This window comes from Sphingomonas hankyongi, from assembly GCF_023516575.1.
In the GTDB taxonomy this organism is placed as follows: Bacteria; Pseudomonadota; Alphaproteobacteria; order Sphingomonadales; family Sphingomonadaceae; genus Sphingomicrobium; species Sphingomicrobium hankyongi.
This window is the reverse complement of record NZ_JAMGBE010000001.1, coordinates 68846-84920: the sequence shown is the minus strand read 5'-3', so window position 1 is coordinate 84920 and position 16075 is coordinate 68846. Positions and strand designations below refer to the sequence as shown.

Below are 16075 nucleotides of genomic sequence, written 5' to 3'. Positions count from 1 at the left end.
GTTAGCGAAGCCGTTCCTGGAGCGCCAGCGCAGCCGCAGGAGCGCGGACCTTCGCGCCGTTGATCATGAAGATATAAGCGTCGCGGCCCTCACCGACCCAGTTGCGAGCACGCTCGGCGAAACCGTCGAGGGTCGAATCTTCATAGCCCGTGGCGACCTCTTCCCGCATCCGCTGAAGGCGAGCGTAGGCAAAGTCCGCGGTGTCGGCTTCGATGCACGGATATTCGTCGGAATCCTCGAACACGATCGCAATGTTTCGCGCGCGGCAGAGGTCGAAGAACTTCTCATCGCGAAAGCTTTCGCTGCGCGGCTCGATGGCGTGACGGAGCCGGATGCCGTCGAGCTTTTCGGGAAGCAGATCGATGAAGCCCGCGATGTCGTCAGCGTCGAACTTCCGTCGTCCCGCGAACTGCCAGAGGATCGGCCCGAGCTTCGGTCCCAATGCAGCGAAGCCCTGGGCGAAGAAATTGCCGATGCCTTCCGCGCCCTCGCACAAGCGCGACCGCATCACGCAAAAGCGCGAGCCCTTGATCGCAAACTGGAAGCCGTCGGGGACCGTCTTCTCCCAAGTTTCCCAACTTTTCGGCTTCTGGCGGCCGTAAAAGGTCGCGTTGATCTCGATCGCTCCGAGCTGGCTCGATGCATATTCGAGCTCGCGCTCCTGCGGGAATTTTTCAGGATAGAAGACAGCGCGCCATGGCGGGTAGGTCCAGCCGCCGATGCCGATCCGGATTTGCCCGTCGCTCACCTCGGCACCAACGGCTGAAGTGGCTTACTGTGCCGCAGCAGGCGTCGCTGCCGCCGGGCCCGGCGTGATTAAGTCATCGACCGCTTTCCAGCTGCCGTCGTCCTCCTTGCGGTAGACGGTCAGGTATGAGCCGGTGCTGCTGACCGGCTTGTTGGTGGCCTTGTCGGTCATGGTGAGACTGTAGTGCCCGCGGCTGGACGCCAAGTCGCCGGACTTTGCGACGAGGATCCGATCGGAAGAGAATTCAAGCGCGAAGTTTGGATCGCTGGTTAGACCACCGAGCAGCCGGCGCCGTTCGGCGTCCGATGTCGCCAGCGGATCGCCGGGACCGGCCATCGCCGCATCGCCGGAATATTGCCCCGCCAGCGCATTCACGTCCTTGGCGCCATAATCTTTTTCCCACTGCGCCTCCTTGGCCTTGATCTCGTCGGCAATCTTGGCCGTGTCGGCGCCGTGGTGCTCGCCTTTCGCGTGATGATCACAACCGGCAAGGGCGAGTGCCGCAGCCGCCAGGGTCAAAGTGAATGCAGTTTTCATGGCAATCCCCCATCCTCGTCGGGGCCGGGAACGGTCCGCCCGCGTAACAATCATGGGCCGGCGAGTCGCACAAGCTTTAGTGCAGGCTGGGAATGACCAGCCGGTGCGTAGTGCCTTGGTCAGTCGAGGTGACTTGATGCTTGGCGCCCAGCTGGCGGGCGAAGCTTTCGATCAGCTTGGTGCCAAGTCCGTCGTGATCGTCCTTGCGCGTAGCCTTCATTCCTCGCCCGTCGTCCGTCACGATCAACTCGAACGAGTTCCCCGTGCGGCCGGCGACCAGCACGCGGCCGGAGCCCTCGCCATTGAATGCGTGCTTGATCGCGTTGGTGACAAGCTCATTGACGATGATCGAGATGGACGTCGCTTTCTCGACGCTCGCGGTAGCCTCATCGACCTCACAGTCGATCTCGATGCCGGACCGACCCAGGCCCCGTTCGATCTGCTTGACCAGGCCGCATAGGTGGTCGTCCAGACGGATTGCCATCAGGTCGGCGCTGCGGACTGCAAGCTGCTGTGAGGCATTGGCGATGGCCTGGATGCGCTCGCTGACCTGGCGCAGGGCATCTGCGACAGTAGCGTCGGGCGCCCTGCGCGCCTGAAGGTCGATCATCGCGAGGACGGTCTGGTAATTGTTGCGGGTACGGTGATCGATTTCCCGCAATGCTTCATCGAGGAGCGCCAGGCGCTGCTCGCGCTCGGCGGTCCCCTTGTCGACCTCGCGTTGGTAGAGACCGATGACGAGGAGAATGAGCGCCTGAGAGGCGGTCGAGATGACCATGCCGCCAATTCTGTCCGCGCCGGCGACCGTCCAGCTGAACTGCGGAGTGACGATCATATACCAGACGAGGAGCTGGCCTGCCACGAGCGCGATCAGACCGCTGCGCCAGCCCGCCAGCACAGCCGCAGCCACGACCGCGAGGAAGTTCAGAGCGTAAGGCGCGCGATCGCCCGCCAAGCCGTACAGGGACGCTCTTAGCGTCAGCATTGCCAGCGCCGCGAGCAGGCCGATCGTCACTTCAACGACAATAGGCGGCGCCCTGTGCGCAAGCCGCTCCGGCAAACGCGAGCGGAGGATCTTCCTCACTGACTCGGCCCCCCCTTAAAGAACTCAACTCGGTCCGCTTGCAAAACAATCATTTACACGCGAGTCGCGCAAGCGGTCTGTGGATAAACGTAAGGTGAATCAGGAAGTCACTCGGATCGTTGTGCTGACAGGCGCCGGCATTTCCGCCGAAAGCGGACTTGCAACCTTCCGCGGCGACGACGGTCTGTGGGAAGGGCATCGGGTCGAGGATGTCGCGACTCCTGAAGCATTCGCTCGCGATCCGGGCCTGGTTCATCAATTCTACAACGCCCGCCGTGCCAAGCTGGAGGAAGTGAAGCCCAATGCCGCGCATCTGGCGCTTGCGCGGCTCGACGCCGAATGGCCGGGCGAGCTGCTCGTCGTCACTCAGAATGTCGACGACCTGCACGAAAGGGCAGGCTCGAAGCGGCTGATCCACATGCACGGCGAGAACAAGAAAGCGTGGTGCTTGCGTTGCGACGAGCGCTTCGCCTGGACCGGAGCGATGGGCCTCGACGCCGAATGCCGCGCCTGCGGCACAGCTGGAGGCTTACGGCCGGATATCGTCTGGTTCGGCGAGATGCCTTACGAAATGGAGCGGATCGAAGACGCATTGCGCGAGTGCGACCTGTTCGCATCGATCGGAACGTCGGGCGCGGTCTATCCCGCCGCCGGTTTCGTCCAGACCGCTCGCTATTGCGGAGCGATGACGGTCGAAATGAACCTGGAGCCGAGCCAGGGAAGCATCTTCTTCGACGAGGTACGCATCGGTCCCGCGAGCGATGTCGTGCCTACCTGGGTGGAGGAATTGCTTCAGTCCGCCCAGTCGAGCCCGATCTCGCGATAAAGGCCGCGGTCCTCGTCCCAGCGAGGATTGACCTTCACATGGAGGAACAGGTGAACGGGGCGGCCGAGGTGCTGCGCAATCTCTTCGCGTGCCGCTGCGCCAAGGGCCTTGAGCCGGCGCCCGCCCTTGCCGATGACGATCGCCTTCTGACTGTCTCTCTCGACGAGGATCTGCTGGCGGATGACGGTCGATCCGTCAGGCCTATCCTCCCAGGTCTCGGTTTCGATCGCGGTTTCATAGGGGAGTTCCTGATGCAGCTGGTTGACGAGCTGCTCGCGGGTGAGCTCGGCGGCGATCATGCGATCGGTGGCGTCCGAGACTTCGTCTTCAGGATAGAGCCAGGGTCCCTCGGGCATCGTCGCCGCGAGCGCGTCCTTGAGGTCGGGCACCCCGTCGCCCTGCGTCGCGCTGATCATGAAGACCTTGTCGGGATCGAGGCGCTGGGTCAGCTCGGCGGAAAGCGAGAGCAGCTTCTCCTTCTTCACCAGGTCGACTTTGTTGAGCACGAGAAACAGGGGATGCTCTCGTTTCTCCAGTCCTTCGAGAATTTCATCCCGGACTCTCTCGGAGGCGTCGATCACGAGGAGGATGAGGTCAGCGTCCTGCGCCCCGGTCCAGGCGGCCGCGACCATCGCCCGGTCAAGCCGCCGCTTTGGCTGGAAAATTCCGGGCGTATCGACAAGCAGGATCTGGACGCTGCCGGCGAGCGCAATGCCCATCAGCCGCGCACGCGTGGTTTGCGCCTTCGGGCTGACGATTGCGACCTTTTGCCCGACCAGCGCATTGACCAACGTCGACTTGCCGGCATTTGGCGCCCCGATCACGGCGACGAACCCGGCGCGGGTGTCCTGCTCACTCATTGCAATTGCGACAACAGGGTCGCCGCGGCAGAGGTTTCCGCTTCCTGCTTCGACGACCCTTCGGCTTCCGCCTCGCCGAGCGACTTCACGCTGACCCGGACGCGGAACAGCGGCGCGTGATGCGCGCCGGTTCGTGACACCAGATCGTACTGGGGAGGCTTGCAGCCCTTGGCAGCGGCAAGTTCCTGCAATGCCGATTTCGGATGCTGCGGCGCACGACGCTGCGTTGCGAGATCGGCCGCCCACGTCTTCAGGATGAAGCGCTCCGCTACGTCCAGCCCGCCATCGAGGAAGAGTGCGCCGATCAGTGCCTCGATCACGTCGCCGATGACGTTGTCGCTGTCCTTCGCGCCATCCTCCCGCGCTTGTCTGCCTAGGCGAATGAACGGCGGAAGGCCGATCTCGCGGCCATTCTCGGCACATGTCTCGCGGTCGACCAACGCGTTGTATCGCTTCGACAGATTGCCTTCGGGCTCATTGGGGTAACGCAGGTAAAGCGCGTTGGCGATGACGACCCCGAGGACGCGGTCGCCGAGGAATTCCAGCCGCTCGTAACTGTCGGTGCCGACACTCGAATGTGTGAAGGCGAGTTCGAAGAGACCGAGGTCGCGCGGCGAATAATCGAAAGTCTTCGAAATGAAGGCGCGGATGTCGGCGCTCACCGGCGCTGCTCCGAATAAGTGTTGCCGATCCGCTCTGCACGCAGCGCGGTGAACCACGTCCAGGGCTTGAAGTAGGATGCGCTCCCGTCGGTCGACCAGAAGGTGACCAATGCCCGGCCGATCAGCTTGTCGACGGGAAGCATTCCTACTCCGCCTTGAGCGGGCGCGAAGCGGCTGTCGAGGCTGTCGTCACGATTGTCGCCCATCAGGAACACGTGACCGGAAGGCACGCGCGTCGCGGGGAAATCGTCCGCCTGACCGTCGGAGACCTGGTCCAGCGTCGTGTAGGTAATACCGTCGGGGAGTTGTTCCCGAAACGCGGGATAGAGGCAGTAAGCAGTTCCCGCGGTCTGCGAGACTGCCGGAGCGGATATGGTCTTGCAGGGGCTGTTCGGGCTAATCGGCATTCGAAATGCGGGCAGAGCCTCGCGGACGAGCGGCCGGCCGTTAAGCAGCACTGCGCCGCCGTGGACTTCGATCGTGTCGCCCGGGAGGCCGATCACCCGCTTGATCAGGTCCGCATCCTCTGTCGGGTGGCGGAAGACGACCACATCGCCGCGGGTAGGCAGGCCGCCGAGAACGCGGCCATGGATCGGAGGGAAGCCCCAGGGAAAACTGACCTGCGCATAGCCGTAGGGCCATTTGGCGACGAGTAGATAGTCGCCGATCCGAAGCGTCGGCAGCATCGATCCCGATGGAATGCTGAACGGGGCGATGATCAGGCTTCGCAGGATCCAGGCCAGCAGGGCGAGGCTAAGGAAGAATCGAACGGTCGACCAGAATCCTTCCGGCTCTGTCTTTTGGCGCGGGGCTTCGGAAGCGTCGCGGCGGGCGAACAAAGATCGCATCGTCGGCGCTTGTCCGCGCGGCCGTGCGAGGTCAAGCCGGGGTGGCAATTACCGGCCCCGCCATTATGTGGCTGCGTCAATGGCGGGCGGAAACCAGACCGGAAAGCTCAAGCGGCTCGACGAGCTCTTCTCGTCCGAGCCTGACCGGCTGTCCCGCCTGAGCCTCGACGTGGGCGGCCTCTACTTCGACTGGTCGAAAACCCACCTCGATTCCGGGCTGATCCAGCAATGCGTGAAGCGTCTTGAAGCGCGGAAGTTCGACGAGAAGCGCGAGGAGCTGTTCTCCGGCGGGATAATCAATCCGAGCGAGGGCAGGGCGGCGACGCACGTCGCAGAGCGAGGCAATGGTGCGCCGGCGGATGTCGATCTCGCGACCGCGAGGCGGCAGCGGATGCGTGCGCTCGTCGATGCGATCGAGGGCGGAGCGTTTAAGGACGTAACGGGCGTACTCCATATCGGCATCGGCGGCTCCGTGCTCGGGCCCGCCCTGCTGGTCGACGCGCTTGGGCGAAGCCAGACGCGCGTCCAGGTGCGATTCCTGTCGAACATCGATGGGGCGGCGTTCGACGAGGCCGTGAGCGACCTCGACCCCGCGACAACCTTGATCGTTGCCGTATCCAAGACATTCCGGACCGCCGAGACGCTGGCGAATCTCGAGGCGGCGCTGCAATGGCTTCGCGAGGGCGAGGTCGCCGACCCCGACGGCCGTGTCATCGCCGTCACCGCCGATCCCGAAGCGGCGGTCGAGACCGGCGTCGACGAGACGCGCGTCCTTCAATTCGGCGAAGGCGTCGGCGGCCGCTATTCCCTGTGGAGCTCGGTCAGCATCTCCGCTGCGCTCGCGCTCGGCTGGGACGCGTTCGAGGAATTGCTCGAGGGCGCGGCCGAGATGGACCGCCACTTCCGCTTCACCGAAGAATCAGCGAATGCGCCGCTGATCGCCGCTTTCGCGGATCGCTTCTACGTGGAGCAGGTCGGCTGCCAGACGCGCGCCATTTTCCCCTACGATGAGCGGCTTCGGCTGCTTCCGTCCTATCTCCAGCAACTGGAGATGGAATCGAACGGCAAGTCCGTGCAGGCCGACGGGGAGCCGATCGACCTGCCGACCGCGCCGGTAACCTGGGGCGGCACGGGCACGGACGCGCAACACGCGGTGTTCCAGCTGCTGCATCAGGGCACGATCGTGACGCCGGTTGAGTTCATCGCGGTCAGCGAGGGCGACGACCGACAGGATTCCGACCATCATCTTCAGCTGCTGCTCAATGCGTTCGCGCAAGGTGCCGCGCTGATGGCGGGCCGCGACAGCGACGATCCCCAGCGCCGCTATCCGGGCAACCGGCCAAGCGCGACGATCCTCCTCGATCGCCTGGATGCTCGCGCGCTCGGCGCCCTGATCGCCTTCTACGAGCACCGGACGTTCGCGAATGCCGTATTGTTGGGGATCAACCCGTTCGACCAGTTCGGGGTGGAGCTCGGCAAGGAGATTGCCCGCAGCCTTGGGGAAGGCAGTGTGGAAGCGATCCTAGACCCGTCGACGCGCGCACTGCTTGAAAGGGCGGGACTGTGAGGCTGTTGGCCGCTTTTGCCCTGCTTGCAACGCCCGCCGCGGCAGTTGCCGATCCGCTGACGGTCTACAACGGCCGGCTCTTCATTCCGGCAAAAGTCGCCGGCGTGCAGACGGAAGCCCTGCTCGATAGCGGAGCGGAGGCGACCATCGTCGATCCGGCGCTCGCCAAGCGCGGCGGCCTGCCCGAAGGTCGGGCAACGATCATGAAGGGATCCGGTGGAGAGGCTTCCGCGCGCATCGTCCCGGATGTCGAGATCGAGGCGCTTGGGGTGACCCTGCACCCTGAAGCCGTGGTCGTCCTCGACCTTGGCGATCTGTCGTCGCGCCTCATTAAACGGCCCACCCAGGCGATCGTCGGTCGAGAGTTGTTCGATGCTGCCCGGCTCCGCATCGATTTGGCCGGAGGCACGATCGATCATGCCGATCGTAAGGCCGTTCCACCAGGCAAGCAGCTGCAGCTCACGGAGCATGCCGGCATCGAGTCCGTTCCAGTTACGGTGAATGGAAAGGCTGCCCAGGCGGAGTTCGATCTTGGAAACGGCAGCGACGTCATGGTGTCACAGGCGATGGTCGAGCGCCTTGGGCTCAAGGTCGTCGGACGAAAGACTGGCGGCGGTATCGGCGGCGAGATCGACCGCGACATGGTCGTGCTCGAGCGCCTGGACGTGGCAGGCGCGACTTTCCGCGATGTCAAAGCAGCGGTCGATGCTCAGCCGAACGCTAACGAGCTCAACATCGGCACGTCGATCCTCAAGAATTTCCTGATCACGGCCGACTTCAAGGAGCGAGCCGTGTGGCTCGAACCCCGCGGCGAGGCGAATTGAATGGCTGACTTCGACCTATTCGTGATCGGCGCGGGAAGCGGCGGAGTGCGCGCGGCACGCGTTGCGGCTGCGCACGGAGCGCGCGTCGGCATTGCCGAGGAACACAAGATCGGCGGGACCTGCGTGATTCGCGGCTGCGTCCCCAAGAAGCTGCTCGTCTACGGCGCGCATTTTGCGGAAGATCTCGACGATGCGGCGATGTTCGGCTGGGACGTCCCGGAAAAGCGCTTCGACTGGGCCGTGCTCCGCGACAATGTGCTGGCGGAAGTTTCGCGTCTGGAAGGCGCTTATACGGAGACGTTGACCAACCATGAGGTCACGATCTTCAAGGAGCGCGCCGAGCTGACCGGGCCCAGCTCGCTTCACCTGGGGTCGGGCAAGACCGTCACGGCCGACAAGATCCTGATCGCCACCGGCGCCCGCCCGCAGATGCCGGACTTGCCGGGCATCGAGCATGCGATCACCTCCAACGAGGTCTTCCATCTCGAGAAGCTGCCCGACCGGATCGTGATCGCCGGCGGCGGCTATATCGCCAACGAGTTCGCCGGCATCTTCCATCAGTTCGGATCGCAGGTGACGCTGATCAATCGAAGCGACACTTTGCTCCGCCATTACGACCAGCAGATCGTCGACCGGCTGCTGCAAATCTCGATCCGCAAGGGCATCCATTACGAGTTCAACGTCATAGGCAAATCCATAGAGAGGCGTGACGATGGATCGCTCAAGCTCCGCCTCAAGGGGTGCGACGATCTCGAAGCGGACCAGGCCTTGTTCGCGATCGGGCGGCAGCCCAACGTCGAAGGCCTGGGCTGCGATGCGGCGGACGTCGAATTCGGCGAGAAGGGCCAGATCAAGGTCGACGAGGACAATCGCACGTCGAACCCGTCGATCTTCGCCGTCGGCGACGTGACCGACAGGATCCAGCTGACGCCCGTCGCGATCCGCGAGGCGCAGGCATTTGCCGATACGTTCTTCGGCAACAAGCCGACCCGCGTCGATTACAATTGCATTCCGAGCGCCGTGTTCAGCCACCCGCCGCTGGCCGGGGTCGGCATGACGGAAGGCGAGGCACGCAATCGGCTCGGATCCGTCCGCACCTACACTTCGGACTTCCGGGCAATGAAGAACGTGCTTGCGGGACGCAACGAGCGTTCGCTTTACAAGCTCGTGGTCGACGGCGAGACGGACCGGATCGTCGGCCTGCACATGATCGGGCCGGACGCGCCCGAAATCCTTCAGGCTGCGGCGATTGCCGTGAAGGCGCGCCTGAAGAAGGAAGACTTTGACGCAACGGTGGCTTTGCACCCGACCATGGCTGAAGAGCTGGTCCTGATGCGATGAGCCGATTGGGGGATTTTTGCACGACGCGATCATAATCGGGGCCGGCCACAACGGCCTCACTTGCGCTTATTATCTCGCCCGGAAGGGCCTGAAGGTCGCCGTCCTTGAGGCGGCGGACGTCGTGGGCGGTGCGGCGGTGACGGACGAGTTCCTTCCGGGCTTCCGCAATTCGGCGGCGAGCTACACGGTGAGCCTTCTCAACCCGAAGGTGATCCGCGACATGCAGCTGGAGCGGCACGGGCTGAAGGTCGTGCTGCGCAAGACCGACAATTTCCTTCCGGACGACGGCGATTACCTGCTTGCCGGCCGCGGCGGGCTCACGCGCAAGGAGATCGCGCGTCATTCGAAGCGCGATGCCGAGGGATATGACCGCTACCTCAGCGATCTCGATGCGGTCGTGCGCCTCCTCAAGAAATGGCTGCTGCGCGCCCCACCCAATGCGGGAGCGAAAGTCAGCGCGCTTCCCAAGATCGTGACGCTGGGCCGCGACATGGCGGGCCTGTCCCTGGGCGAAACGCGGATCGTCCATGACTTCGCCCTTCGCAGCGCGTCGGAGGTGCTCGACCGATATTTCGAGACCGACATCGTGAAGGCGCTGTTCGCCTTCGACGGCATCGTCGGCAATTTCGCATCGCCGCACAGCGCGGGCACCGCTTACGTCCTGCTCCACCACCTGTTCGGCGAGGCCGCCGGCGTTCCCGGTGCATGGGGCCATGCGATCGGCGGAATGGGGTCGATCACCCAGGCGATGGCTCGGGCGTGCAGAGAAGCGGGGGTCGACATCCTGCTCAGCAGTCCGGTCGAAGAAATCATCGTGAGCGACGGCCGTGCGAGCGGCGTGGTCGCGGGCGGCAAGGCCTGGCGCGCGAAGAGCGTCGTTGCTGGCGTGAACCCGAAGCTGCTGTTCGACCGCCTCGTGCCTGCCGGATCGGTCGAGCCGGATGTCGCCGCGCGCATGCACGGCTGGAAATGCGAAAGCGCTACATTCCGGATGAATGTGGCGCTGAGCGAGACGCCGAAGTTCAAGGTCCTTCCGAAGAAAGGCAACCACCTCACCGCCGGCGTGATCATGGCTCCCAGCATGGAATACATGCACGCCGCCTATGTGGATGCTCTGACCGGCGGCTGGTCCAAGCAGCCGGTGGTCGAGATGGTCATCTCCTCGACGATGGACCCGACGCTCGCCCCGAAGGGCAAGCATGTCGCGTCGCTATTCTGCCAACACTTCCGCTACGACCTCGGACCGGGCCGCAGTTGGGACGACGAACGTGAAAAAGCGGCCGACGCGATCGTCGCGACCGTGGACAGCCACGCGCCGGGCTTCGCGAAGTCGGTGATCGGACGGCAAATCCACTCGCCGCTGGACCTCGAGCGGCGCTTCGGACTGATCGGCGGCGATATTTTCCATGGGAAGATGAGCCTCGACCAGCTGTTCAGCGGCCGCCCGATGGTCGGCGCCGCGGACTACCGGATGCCGCTGAAGGGCCTCTATCTATGCGGGTCCGGTGCGCACCCCGGCGGTGGCGTAACCGGCGCGCCAGGCCATAATGCGGCGCGCGCCGTGCTGCAGGACCGGCGGTTCTGGAAGCGGCGCCATTGAAGCCGCTCGACGGCATAAAAGTCCTGGACCTCAGCCGGGTCCTTGCGGGGCCATGGTGCACGCAGTTGCTCGCCGATCTCGGCGCTGAAGTCATCAAGGTCGAGCGGCCCGGCGCGGGCGACGACACGCGCCGCTGGGGGCCGCCGTGGCACGGTGAGGGCGACGAGCGCGTCGCGGCTTATTTCCTGAGCGCGAACCGGGGCAAGAAGTCCGCCGCGATCGACTTTGGCCAGGAAGAAGGCGCGGGTTTGGTTCGGAAGCTCGCTGCTGGCGCCGATGTGGTGGTCGAGAATTTCCGGGTCGGCGGCTTGAAGAAGTTCGGGCTCGACGCCGAGACGCTTCGGAACGCAAATCCGCGCCTCGTCTATGCGTCGATTACCGGCTTCGGGCAGGACGGGCCTTACGCCGCGCGAGCCGGGTACGATTATATCATCCAGGGCATGGGCGGCCTCATGAGCATCACCGGCCTGCCGGATGGCGAGCCGGGAGGAGCGCCGATGCGGGTGGGCGTCGCCGTGGTGGACCTGTTCACCGGCCTCTATACCTGCGTTGCGGTTCTCGCCGCACTCCTCCAGCGCGAGAAGACCGGCAAAGGGGCCCATATCGACATGGCCCTGTTCGACACCCAGCTCGCAATGCTCGCGAACCAGGCGTCCAATGCCCTGGTCTCCGGAAGTGACCCACCGCGCCAGGGGAATAGCCACCCAAACATCGTGCCTTACCAGCCGTTCGAGGCCGCCGATCAGCCGATCATCATCGCGGTAGGCAACGACCGCCAGTTCGCCCGGCTCGCCGAAATCTGCGGACATTCCGAATGGGTCAGCGATGGGCGCTTCGCATCGAATGCCGCCCGCGTCGCCAATCGCGAAGAGATCGTCGGCATGGTCGCCGAGGTCATCCGGACCAGGCCCGCCGCGCAATGGCTCGAGCAGTTGGAAGCAGCAGGAATCCCGGCCGGCCCCATCAATCGCATCAGCCAGGCACTGACGGACGTGCAGGCGCAGCATCGCGCCATGGTGCGGACGATTGCCGGAGTGCCGTTGGTAGGATCGCCGGTTAGGCTGGATGGCGCGCGAGCGGATTCGGAGCTGCCGCCGCCCGGCCTGGGCGAGCATACTGACGAGATAATTGCCCGGCTGGGACTGGAGCCGTCCGAACGCGAACGGCTCAAGTCGTTGGCGATAATCGGCTGATTACTGGCTCTTGCTCGCGCTTTCGACGAGCAGGTCGAGCTGGTTCTGGCAGCCATTCTCGATCAGCACTTGCGCCGCGCCGACCAGGTCGCTCGGAGCCGAAGCAACCGTCACGAAGGTGACGCTGCTCTTCTCGCCGGTCGAGGGCCACTCGATCTGATACTCCGCCGAATTCGCCAGAGGCAGCGACGCCGGCCAAACCGCCGATGCCTTGCCCGCCGCCCATGCGAGATCCTGCGTCTTCCCATCGGAAGAACGGATCTTCACCGTCGCCGCAGTCTCGGCATCCGGACGCCAAAGAGTAAGCTTGCCGGCCTTGTTGACGCACATCTTTCCGCTTTGAGTCACGTCGAGATCCCAGATGCTGGGATTATGCGCGACTTCCGCAGTGCGCAGCGCGCCGAAACGGCCCCGCTTGCCGGCGGCGGATGCGAGGGCAACCTGCTTCGCCTCAAAATTGCCGGGTCCGCGGAGCGTCTGGGCGCTGCTCGGCCCGAGCAAGGTGACGACGTCGCCACCCTTGAGGGAAATGCTGGCACTTTCTGGAAGAGTCTTGCCTGGCGGATAGGCCTTCGCCGACGGACCAAGTGAACGGACGACCACGACGCTGGCCAAAGCGGCAGTCGAACTCAGGGCTACAGCCGTTGCTACGCCCCACAGCAATAGCTTCGCGCGCATCATTGATACTCCTTACTGTGCATTCGCGACATTGTATTTCACCGTCTCGGCCGCCGTCAGGCAGCGCCTCGTGGACTTGTCCTCGCCGCCCTCGGCGACAGCCTTCTGCTGATACATCACCTCGGTCAGCAGCTTGCGGGACACGCCCATCCGAATGAGGAAGTCATTATCCTCACTGGCGAGCAAAGCCGAGTCCTGTTCCACATCCCCGATCAGGCCGATCGCATTGTCGTGCCCCTTGTCGAGCTCCGACCGCACGGCTTCCTTGTCGCCGAGATGGGTGAACATGTGGACCACGAACAATCCTGTCGGGTCGACGAACCGGACGGGGCCGCCCATGAAGATGAAGTTGCAGGCCGAAAAGCACGCCCATCCGCCCGGGATGCGTGTGGGAATCCCGGCGGTGCGGATCAGCTTGCCTGCGGCATTGCCGGCCCGCGCGTCGCCTCCTGGCGAGCGGAGCCAAATCTCGTCCACGGGCTGGTTGGTCTTCAGCGCCTCGTCGAGGCGCAGCGGCATGTCTTCGTCGATTGCACCTTCGGCCTTCAGGATGCGCTGTCCGCTTGAGGCGTCCAGCGTGAACTTCATGCGCGGATAGGTCGACCAGTTGAGCTGCTTGGGACAGGACGGATTGATCGGGTCCATGTCCGCCGCAGTGGCCGCGGTCGACACGACGAGGCAGGCTGCAAGCGTAAGGCCAAGCTGGCGACGGCGCATGCTCAGACCTTGGCGTAGCCGCTCGCGCCGCGTGCGCGGCACATCTTCTTGGGCACTGTCGTTTCCTCACCGTCGACGATCACGACGTCGGTGACCGTCACGCAGCTTCCGCCGTCGGCAAGCTGCTCCTGACCCGTGACCTTCGACTTACCCGAGACGTTCGCGCGCGTTTCGCTCTTCCAGCTGACCTCAGTTCCAACGCCGCCGCGGATCGCGTCGTCGGTAGCCTTTGCCGCCTGCTGCTGCTCCTTGCAGTCGAGCATCTTCAGGAGCTCGTCGCCCAAATAGGACGCAGCGGGCATCGCCAATGAGGCCACGGTGCCGACATTTCCGCCCATCGAGCCCAATACGCTGCCGCCGACGCTGCCGAGAATGCTCCCGAACATCGAGCGCTTGGCCTTCTTCTGGGCATTGTCTTCGCATTTCTGCGGCTGCGGTCCCTGGGCGTGGGCATAGCCCGCGTTGAGGATAGCTACGGGCGCGACCGCCAGCAGCCCGGCAATGACCAAGGCACGCAACATGATTCTGACCCCCTGTCGGTTTGAGCGACAAATTATGCTTCGATTAGAATGGGGTCAATGAACGTGCGACTAATCGCCGAATGATTTCAGGCGGTGCGCGGCCCTCGCTTCGGTTCGCTGGAGCGGCCCTGAAGCAGCGCCTCAAGCGCATTGATCCGCCGCGCGTTGTCCGAGATCATGTCGGTTATCTCGCGCTCGCGGGTCTCGCGTTTCATCACGTTGCGGATCGCGCGCGCGATCGATTCCGAGACGGACGCAAGTGCCTTCTGCTCGTCCTTGCTGGGGATGGTGCCGTCGGGCCGGGGCCCGACCAGGATATGCCCGATGGGCGCTTCATTGTCGGAACTGGGGACAAGGGGAAGGCGCACCGGAAACATCTTGTCGGAGGCGTCGCAGATATCCTCGGCGGAGGAGGAGCCTTCGAGCCGCGATCGCCAGTGATCGACCTCGTCCGCGGTCGCTCCGCGGGTATTCATGAGGTTGCCGTTCACGATCGCCGCCGATCGAACGGCGCGAACGCCGCGCTCGATCCTGGAGAGCACCTCCTCGATGAGCTCCGACGTCGTTGCGGTTTCGCGCAGATCGCGCACGCATTCCGGCAGGTCGTCGCGCAGCAGGTAGAGATTGCGCTGGAACTTCTTCTCAGACCACGCCTGGATCTTCTCGTAGAGCGGCGTGACCGCGACTGTCGCCACCGCGGCCGCGAAAATTCCGGGCGTCTGGCTCGCCGTGTTTCCGTAAAGGCCCTGGACGAAAACCTTCACGGCTTCGTTGGCGCCGGCGAAGATGCCGCCGATGAGGAAAGTGATCAGCGCGAAGTTCGCCGAACGACTGATGACGACTTCGGCGTCGTAGAGCCGGTAACGCAGCAAGGCGATGAGCAGGCCCAGCTGAAGAATGAGCACGCCCGCCGCGAACGACAAGGCGGCGACAATCTCGACAAGGAACTGCGTGCCGAAGCTCTCGGTGGACCACTTCAGCAAGTCGGCCAGGATCGAGATGCCGCGCAGGATGGCATAGCCCGTGAAGCCGAACAGCGCCCAGCGTATCTGTTGCCTCAACTCGCTCGAGGCCGTCTGTCGCATCGTTCGGAGCAGGAGCAGGACCGCGACGATCATGAAGCCGATGAACACGGACTGGTAGAGCTGGCCCTTCAGGAACATCAGCACCGGCAGCGCGCCGAGCAGTAGAAGTCGCCGGTCTGAGAGCCGCCCGTGCGGGAAAAGCAGAATGCCGGCCAGAAGGCAGATGTTGCCGAGATCGAACAAGGCCACGTTCAGCGCTCGCGGGACGCCCATGCTGGCGAGGAACGTCGACGAAGGCTGCTCCGCGGCGATGGTGAGCAGAACCGCAAGAGAAAGGATCGAGCTGACCGCATCGCGGGAGTTGCGCCGGTGCAGCATCCAGGCTGCCCAGAGCAGGAACGGGTAGAAGACCACGTGCAGGAGGTCGATGAACTTGAGCAGCTTCGGGCTTACTCCGAGCGACTGCGACGCAGCATCGATATGCTGCTCCCCGGTCGTCACAGTGATGTCCCTGACCTTGCCGTCGCGGTCGCGCACCGTGAGTGGGACGTCGGAGCTGTCGGTCCCGAACAGCACATTGCCCATGGCGATGTAGGCGGGATCCTCGGCATGCTCCGTGAGCGCCTGCTCGGTCACCGGCATCTGCTTCGGGAGGGGCAGGCCGTAGACAGCGACGATCTGGTCGCCAGCCTGCACGCCCGCCTGTCGAGCAACTGGACCGACGGTGAACCGGACCCGACTGGCATCGCTCGGCGAAACGGCAAAGCCCGCGCGGCTGCCCAGGAGCAGCTGCGAATTATTCTCCGGAGTGGTGTAGCGGAAGTAGAGCCCGACGGCCGGTCCGATCAGCGCGAGCAGAAAGACGAGCAGCCAAACCGCTGAGAAGACGCGATAAGCAGGCGTGTTGAACGGCGGGATGGCCGGCGGCAGCCGAAGCCGACGTTTCGGCTCTCGCTCATCACTGGCGATGGCAAGCTGCATCGCAATCCGCTCCGGCTTTTGCCCCTGTCGCCATCATGATGCCGAGCGGCGCACGGCGCAATG

Annotated in this window: 16 protein-coding genes; 6 read left to right on the top strand and 10 right to left on the bottom strand. The window is 64.2% G+C overall.

Annotated elements, in window-relative coordinates; all coding sequences use genetic code 11:
* Position 1 precedes the first annotated feature (1 nt).
* From LZ538_RS00425 to LZ538_RS00415, 3 genes are all read right to left on the bottom strand, one after another.
* Complete coding sequence (locus LZ538_RS00425; protein ID WP_249830030.1) at positions 2 to 748, bottom strand: DUF72 domain-containing protein; 747 nt, start codon at positions 746 to 748, stop codon at positions 2 to 4.
* A 24-nt stretch (positions 749 to 772) separates the two neighbouring features.
* Positions 773 to 1285 (bottom strand): YybH family protein, encoded by a 513-nt coding sequence (locus LZ538_RS00420; RefSeq protein WP_249830029.1) that lies wholly within the window; start codon positions 1283 to 1285, stop codon positions 773 to 775.
* Positions 1286 to 1361: 76 nt separating this feature from the next.
* On the bottom strand, positions 1362 to 2369 hold the full coding sequence (locus LZ538_RS00415) for a sensor histidine kinase (RefSeq protein WP_249830028.1): 1008 nt from the start codon (positions 2367 to 2369) through the stop codon (positions 1362 to 1364).
* 79 nt (positions 2370 to 2448) lie between these two features.
* Between LZ538_RS00415 and cobB the strand changes: the two genes are divergently transcribed.
* Positions 2449 to 3195, top strand: a complete 747-nt coding sequence (gene cobB, locus LZ538_RS00410) for a Sir2 family NAD+-dependent deacetylase (protein WP_430741932.1) — start codon at positions 2449 to 2451, stop codon at positions 3193 to 3195.
* Here cobB and era read toward each other — a convergent pair.
* From era to lepB, 3 genes are read right to left on the bottom strand one after another with little or no spacing between them, the layout of a single operon-like run.
* Positions 3162 to 4055 carry a GTPase Era gene (era, locus tag LZ538_RS00405; RefSeq protein ID WP_249830027.1) on the bottom strand — a complete coding sequence of 298 codons (894 nt, stop codon included), beginning with the start codon at positions 4053 to 4055 and terminating at the stop codon, positions 3162 to 3164. The two genes, cobB and era, sit on opposite strands and share 34 nt — an antisense overlap.
* On the bottom strand, positions 4052 to 4717 hold the full coding sequence (gene rnc / locus LZ538_RS00400) for a ribonuclease III (RefSeq protein WP_249830026.1): 666 nt from the start codon (positions 4715 to 4717) through the stop codon (positions 4052 to 4054). Before rnc ends, era begins: the two co-directional genes overlap by 4 nt.
* On the bottom strand, positions 4714 to 5565 hold the full coding sequence (gene lepB, locus LZ538_RS00395) for a signal peptidase I (RefSeq protein WP_249830025.1): 852 nt from the start codon (positions 5563 to 5565) through the stop codon (positions 4714 to 4716). The genes rnc and lepB overlap by 4 nt, the downstream gene beginning before the upstream one ends.
* Before the next feature lie 79 nt (positions 5566 to 5644).
* Here lepB and pgi point away from each other — a divergent pair, with 79 nt between their 5' ends.
* The 5 genes from pgi to LZ538_RS00370 are packed head-to-tail and all read left to right on the top strand — an operon-like array spanning position 5645 to position 12090.
* Positions 5645 to 7132 carry a glucose-6-phosphate isomerase gene (gene pgi, locus LZ538_RS00390; protein ID WP_249830024.1) on the top strand — a complete coding sequence of 496 codons (1488 nt, stop codon included), beginning with the start codon at positions 5645 to 5647 and terminating at the stop codon, positions 7130 to 7132.
* Complete coding sequence (locus LZ538_RS00385; protein ID WP_249830023.1) at positions 7129 to 7956, top strand: aspartyl protease family protein; 828 nt, start codon at positions 7129 to 7131, stop codon at positions 7954 to 7956. The genes pgi and LZ538_RS00385 overlap by 4 nt, the downstream gene beginning before the upstream one ends.
* A complete protein-coding gene (gene gorA, locus LZ538_RS00380; RefSeq protein WP_249830022.1) occupies positions 7957 to 9297 on the top strand; it encodes a glutathione-disulfide reductase in 1341 nt (446 codons plus the stop codon).
* A gap of 16 nt (positions 9298 to 9313) precedes the next feature.
* Positions 9314 to 10897: a phytoene desaturase family protein gene (locus LZ538_RS00375; protein WP_249830021.1), complete on the top strand. Its 1584-nt coding sequence runs from the start codon at positions 9314 to 9316 to the stop codon at positions 10895 to 10897.
* Positions 10894 to 12090, top strand: coding sequence for a CaiB/BaiF CoA transferase family protein (locus LZ538_RS00370; RefSeq protein ID WP_249830020.1), 1197 nt, complete (start codon positions 10894 to 10896; stop codon positions 12088 to 12090). The genes LZ538_RS00375 and LZ538_RS00370 overlap by 4 nt, the downstream gene beginning before the upstream one ends.
* Here LZ538_RS00370 and LZ538_RS00365 read toward each other — a convergent pair whose 3' ends face one another.
* From LZ538_RS00365 to LZ538_RS00350, 4 genes are all read right to left on the bottom strand, one after another.
* Positions 12091 to 12771 (bottom strand): hypothetical protein, encoded by a 681-nt coding sequence (locus LZ538_RS00365; protein ID WP_249830019.1) that lies wholly within the window; start codon positions 12769 to 12771, stop codon positions 12091 to 12093.
* A 9-nt stretch (positions 12772 to 12780) separates the two neighbouring features.
* Positions 12781 to 13485 (bottom strand): COG3904 family protein, encoded by a 705-nt coding sequence (locus LZ538_RS00360; protein WP_249830018.1) that lies wholly within the window; start codon positions 13483 to 13485, stop codon positions 12781 to 12783.
* Between the two features lie 2 nt (positions 13486 to 13487).
* Entirely contained in the window at positions 13488 to 14006 is a 519-nt protein-coding gene (locus tag LZ538_RS00355) for a hypothetical protein (RefSeq protein ID WP_249830017.1), read from the bottom strand.
* An 86-nt stretch (positions 14007 to 14092) separates the two neighbouring features.
* The gene (locus LZ538_RS00350) at positions 14093 to 16012 is read right to left on the bottom strand and encodes a PDZ domain-containing protein (RefSeq protein ID WP_249830016.1); all 1920 of its coding nucleotides are present in this window, start codon (positions 16010 to 16012) and stop codon (positions 14093 to 14095) included.
* Positions 16013 to 16075 lie beyond the last annotated feature (63 nt).

Excerpts from the sequence above, each read along its gene's own strand:
- LZ538_RS00365 (WP_249830019.1), bottom strand. The coding sequence starts at position 12,771 with ATGATGCGCGCGAAGCTATTGCTGTGGGGCGTAGCAACGGCTGTAGCC.
- LZ538_RS00420 (WP_249830029.1), bottom strand. The coding sequence starts at position 1,285 with ATGAAAACTGCATTCACTTTGACCCTGGCGGCTGCGGCACTCGCCCTT.
- LZ538_RS00360 (WP_249830018.1), bottom strand. The coding sequence starts at position 13,485 with ATGCGCCGTCGCCAGCTTGGCCTTACGCTTGCAGCCTGCCTCGTCGTG.
- LZ538_RS00355 (WP_249830017.1), bottom strand. The coding sequence starts at position 14,006 with ATGTTGCGTGCCTTGGTCATTGCCGGGCTGCTGGCGGTCGCGCCCGTA.
- era (WP_249830027.1), bottom strand. The coding sequence starts at position 4,055 with ATGAGTGAGCAGGACACCCGCGCCGGGTTCGTCGCCGTGATCGGGGCG.
- lepB (WP_249830025.1), bottom strand. The coding sequence starts at position 5,565 with ATGCGATCTTTGTTCGCCCGCCGCGACGCTTCCGAAGCCCCGCGCCAA.
- pgi (WP_249830024.1), top strand. The coding sequence starts at position 5,645 with ATGGCGGGCGGAAACCAGACCGGAAAGCTCAAGCGGCTCGACGAGCTC.
- LZ538_RS00350 (WP_249830016.1), bottom strand. The coding sequence starts at position 16,012 with ATGCAGCTTGCCATCGCCAGTGATGAGCGAGAGCCGAAACGTCGGCTT.
- gorA (WP_249830022.1), top strand. The coding sequence starts at position 7,957 with ATGGCTGACTTCGACCTATTCGTGATCGGCGCGGGAAGCGGCGGAGTG.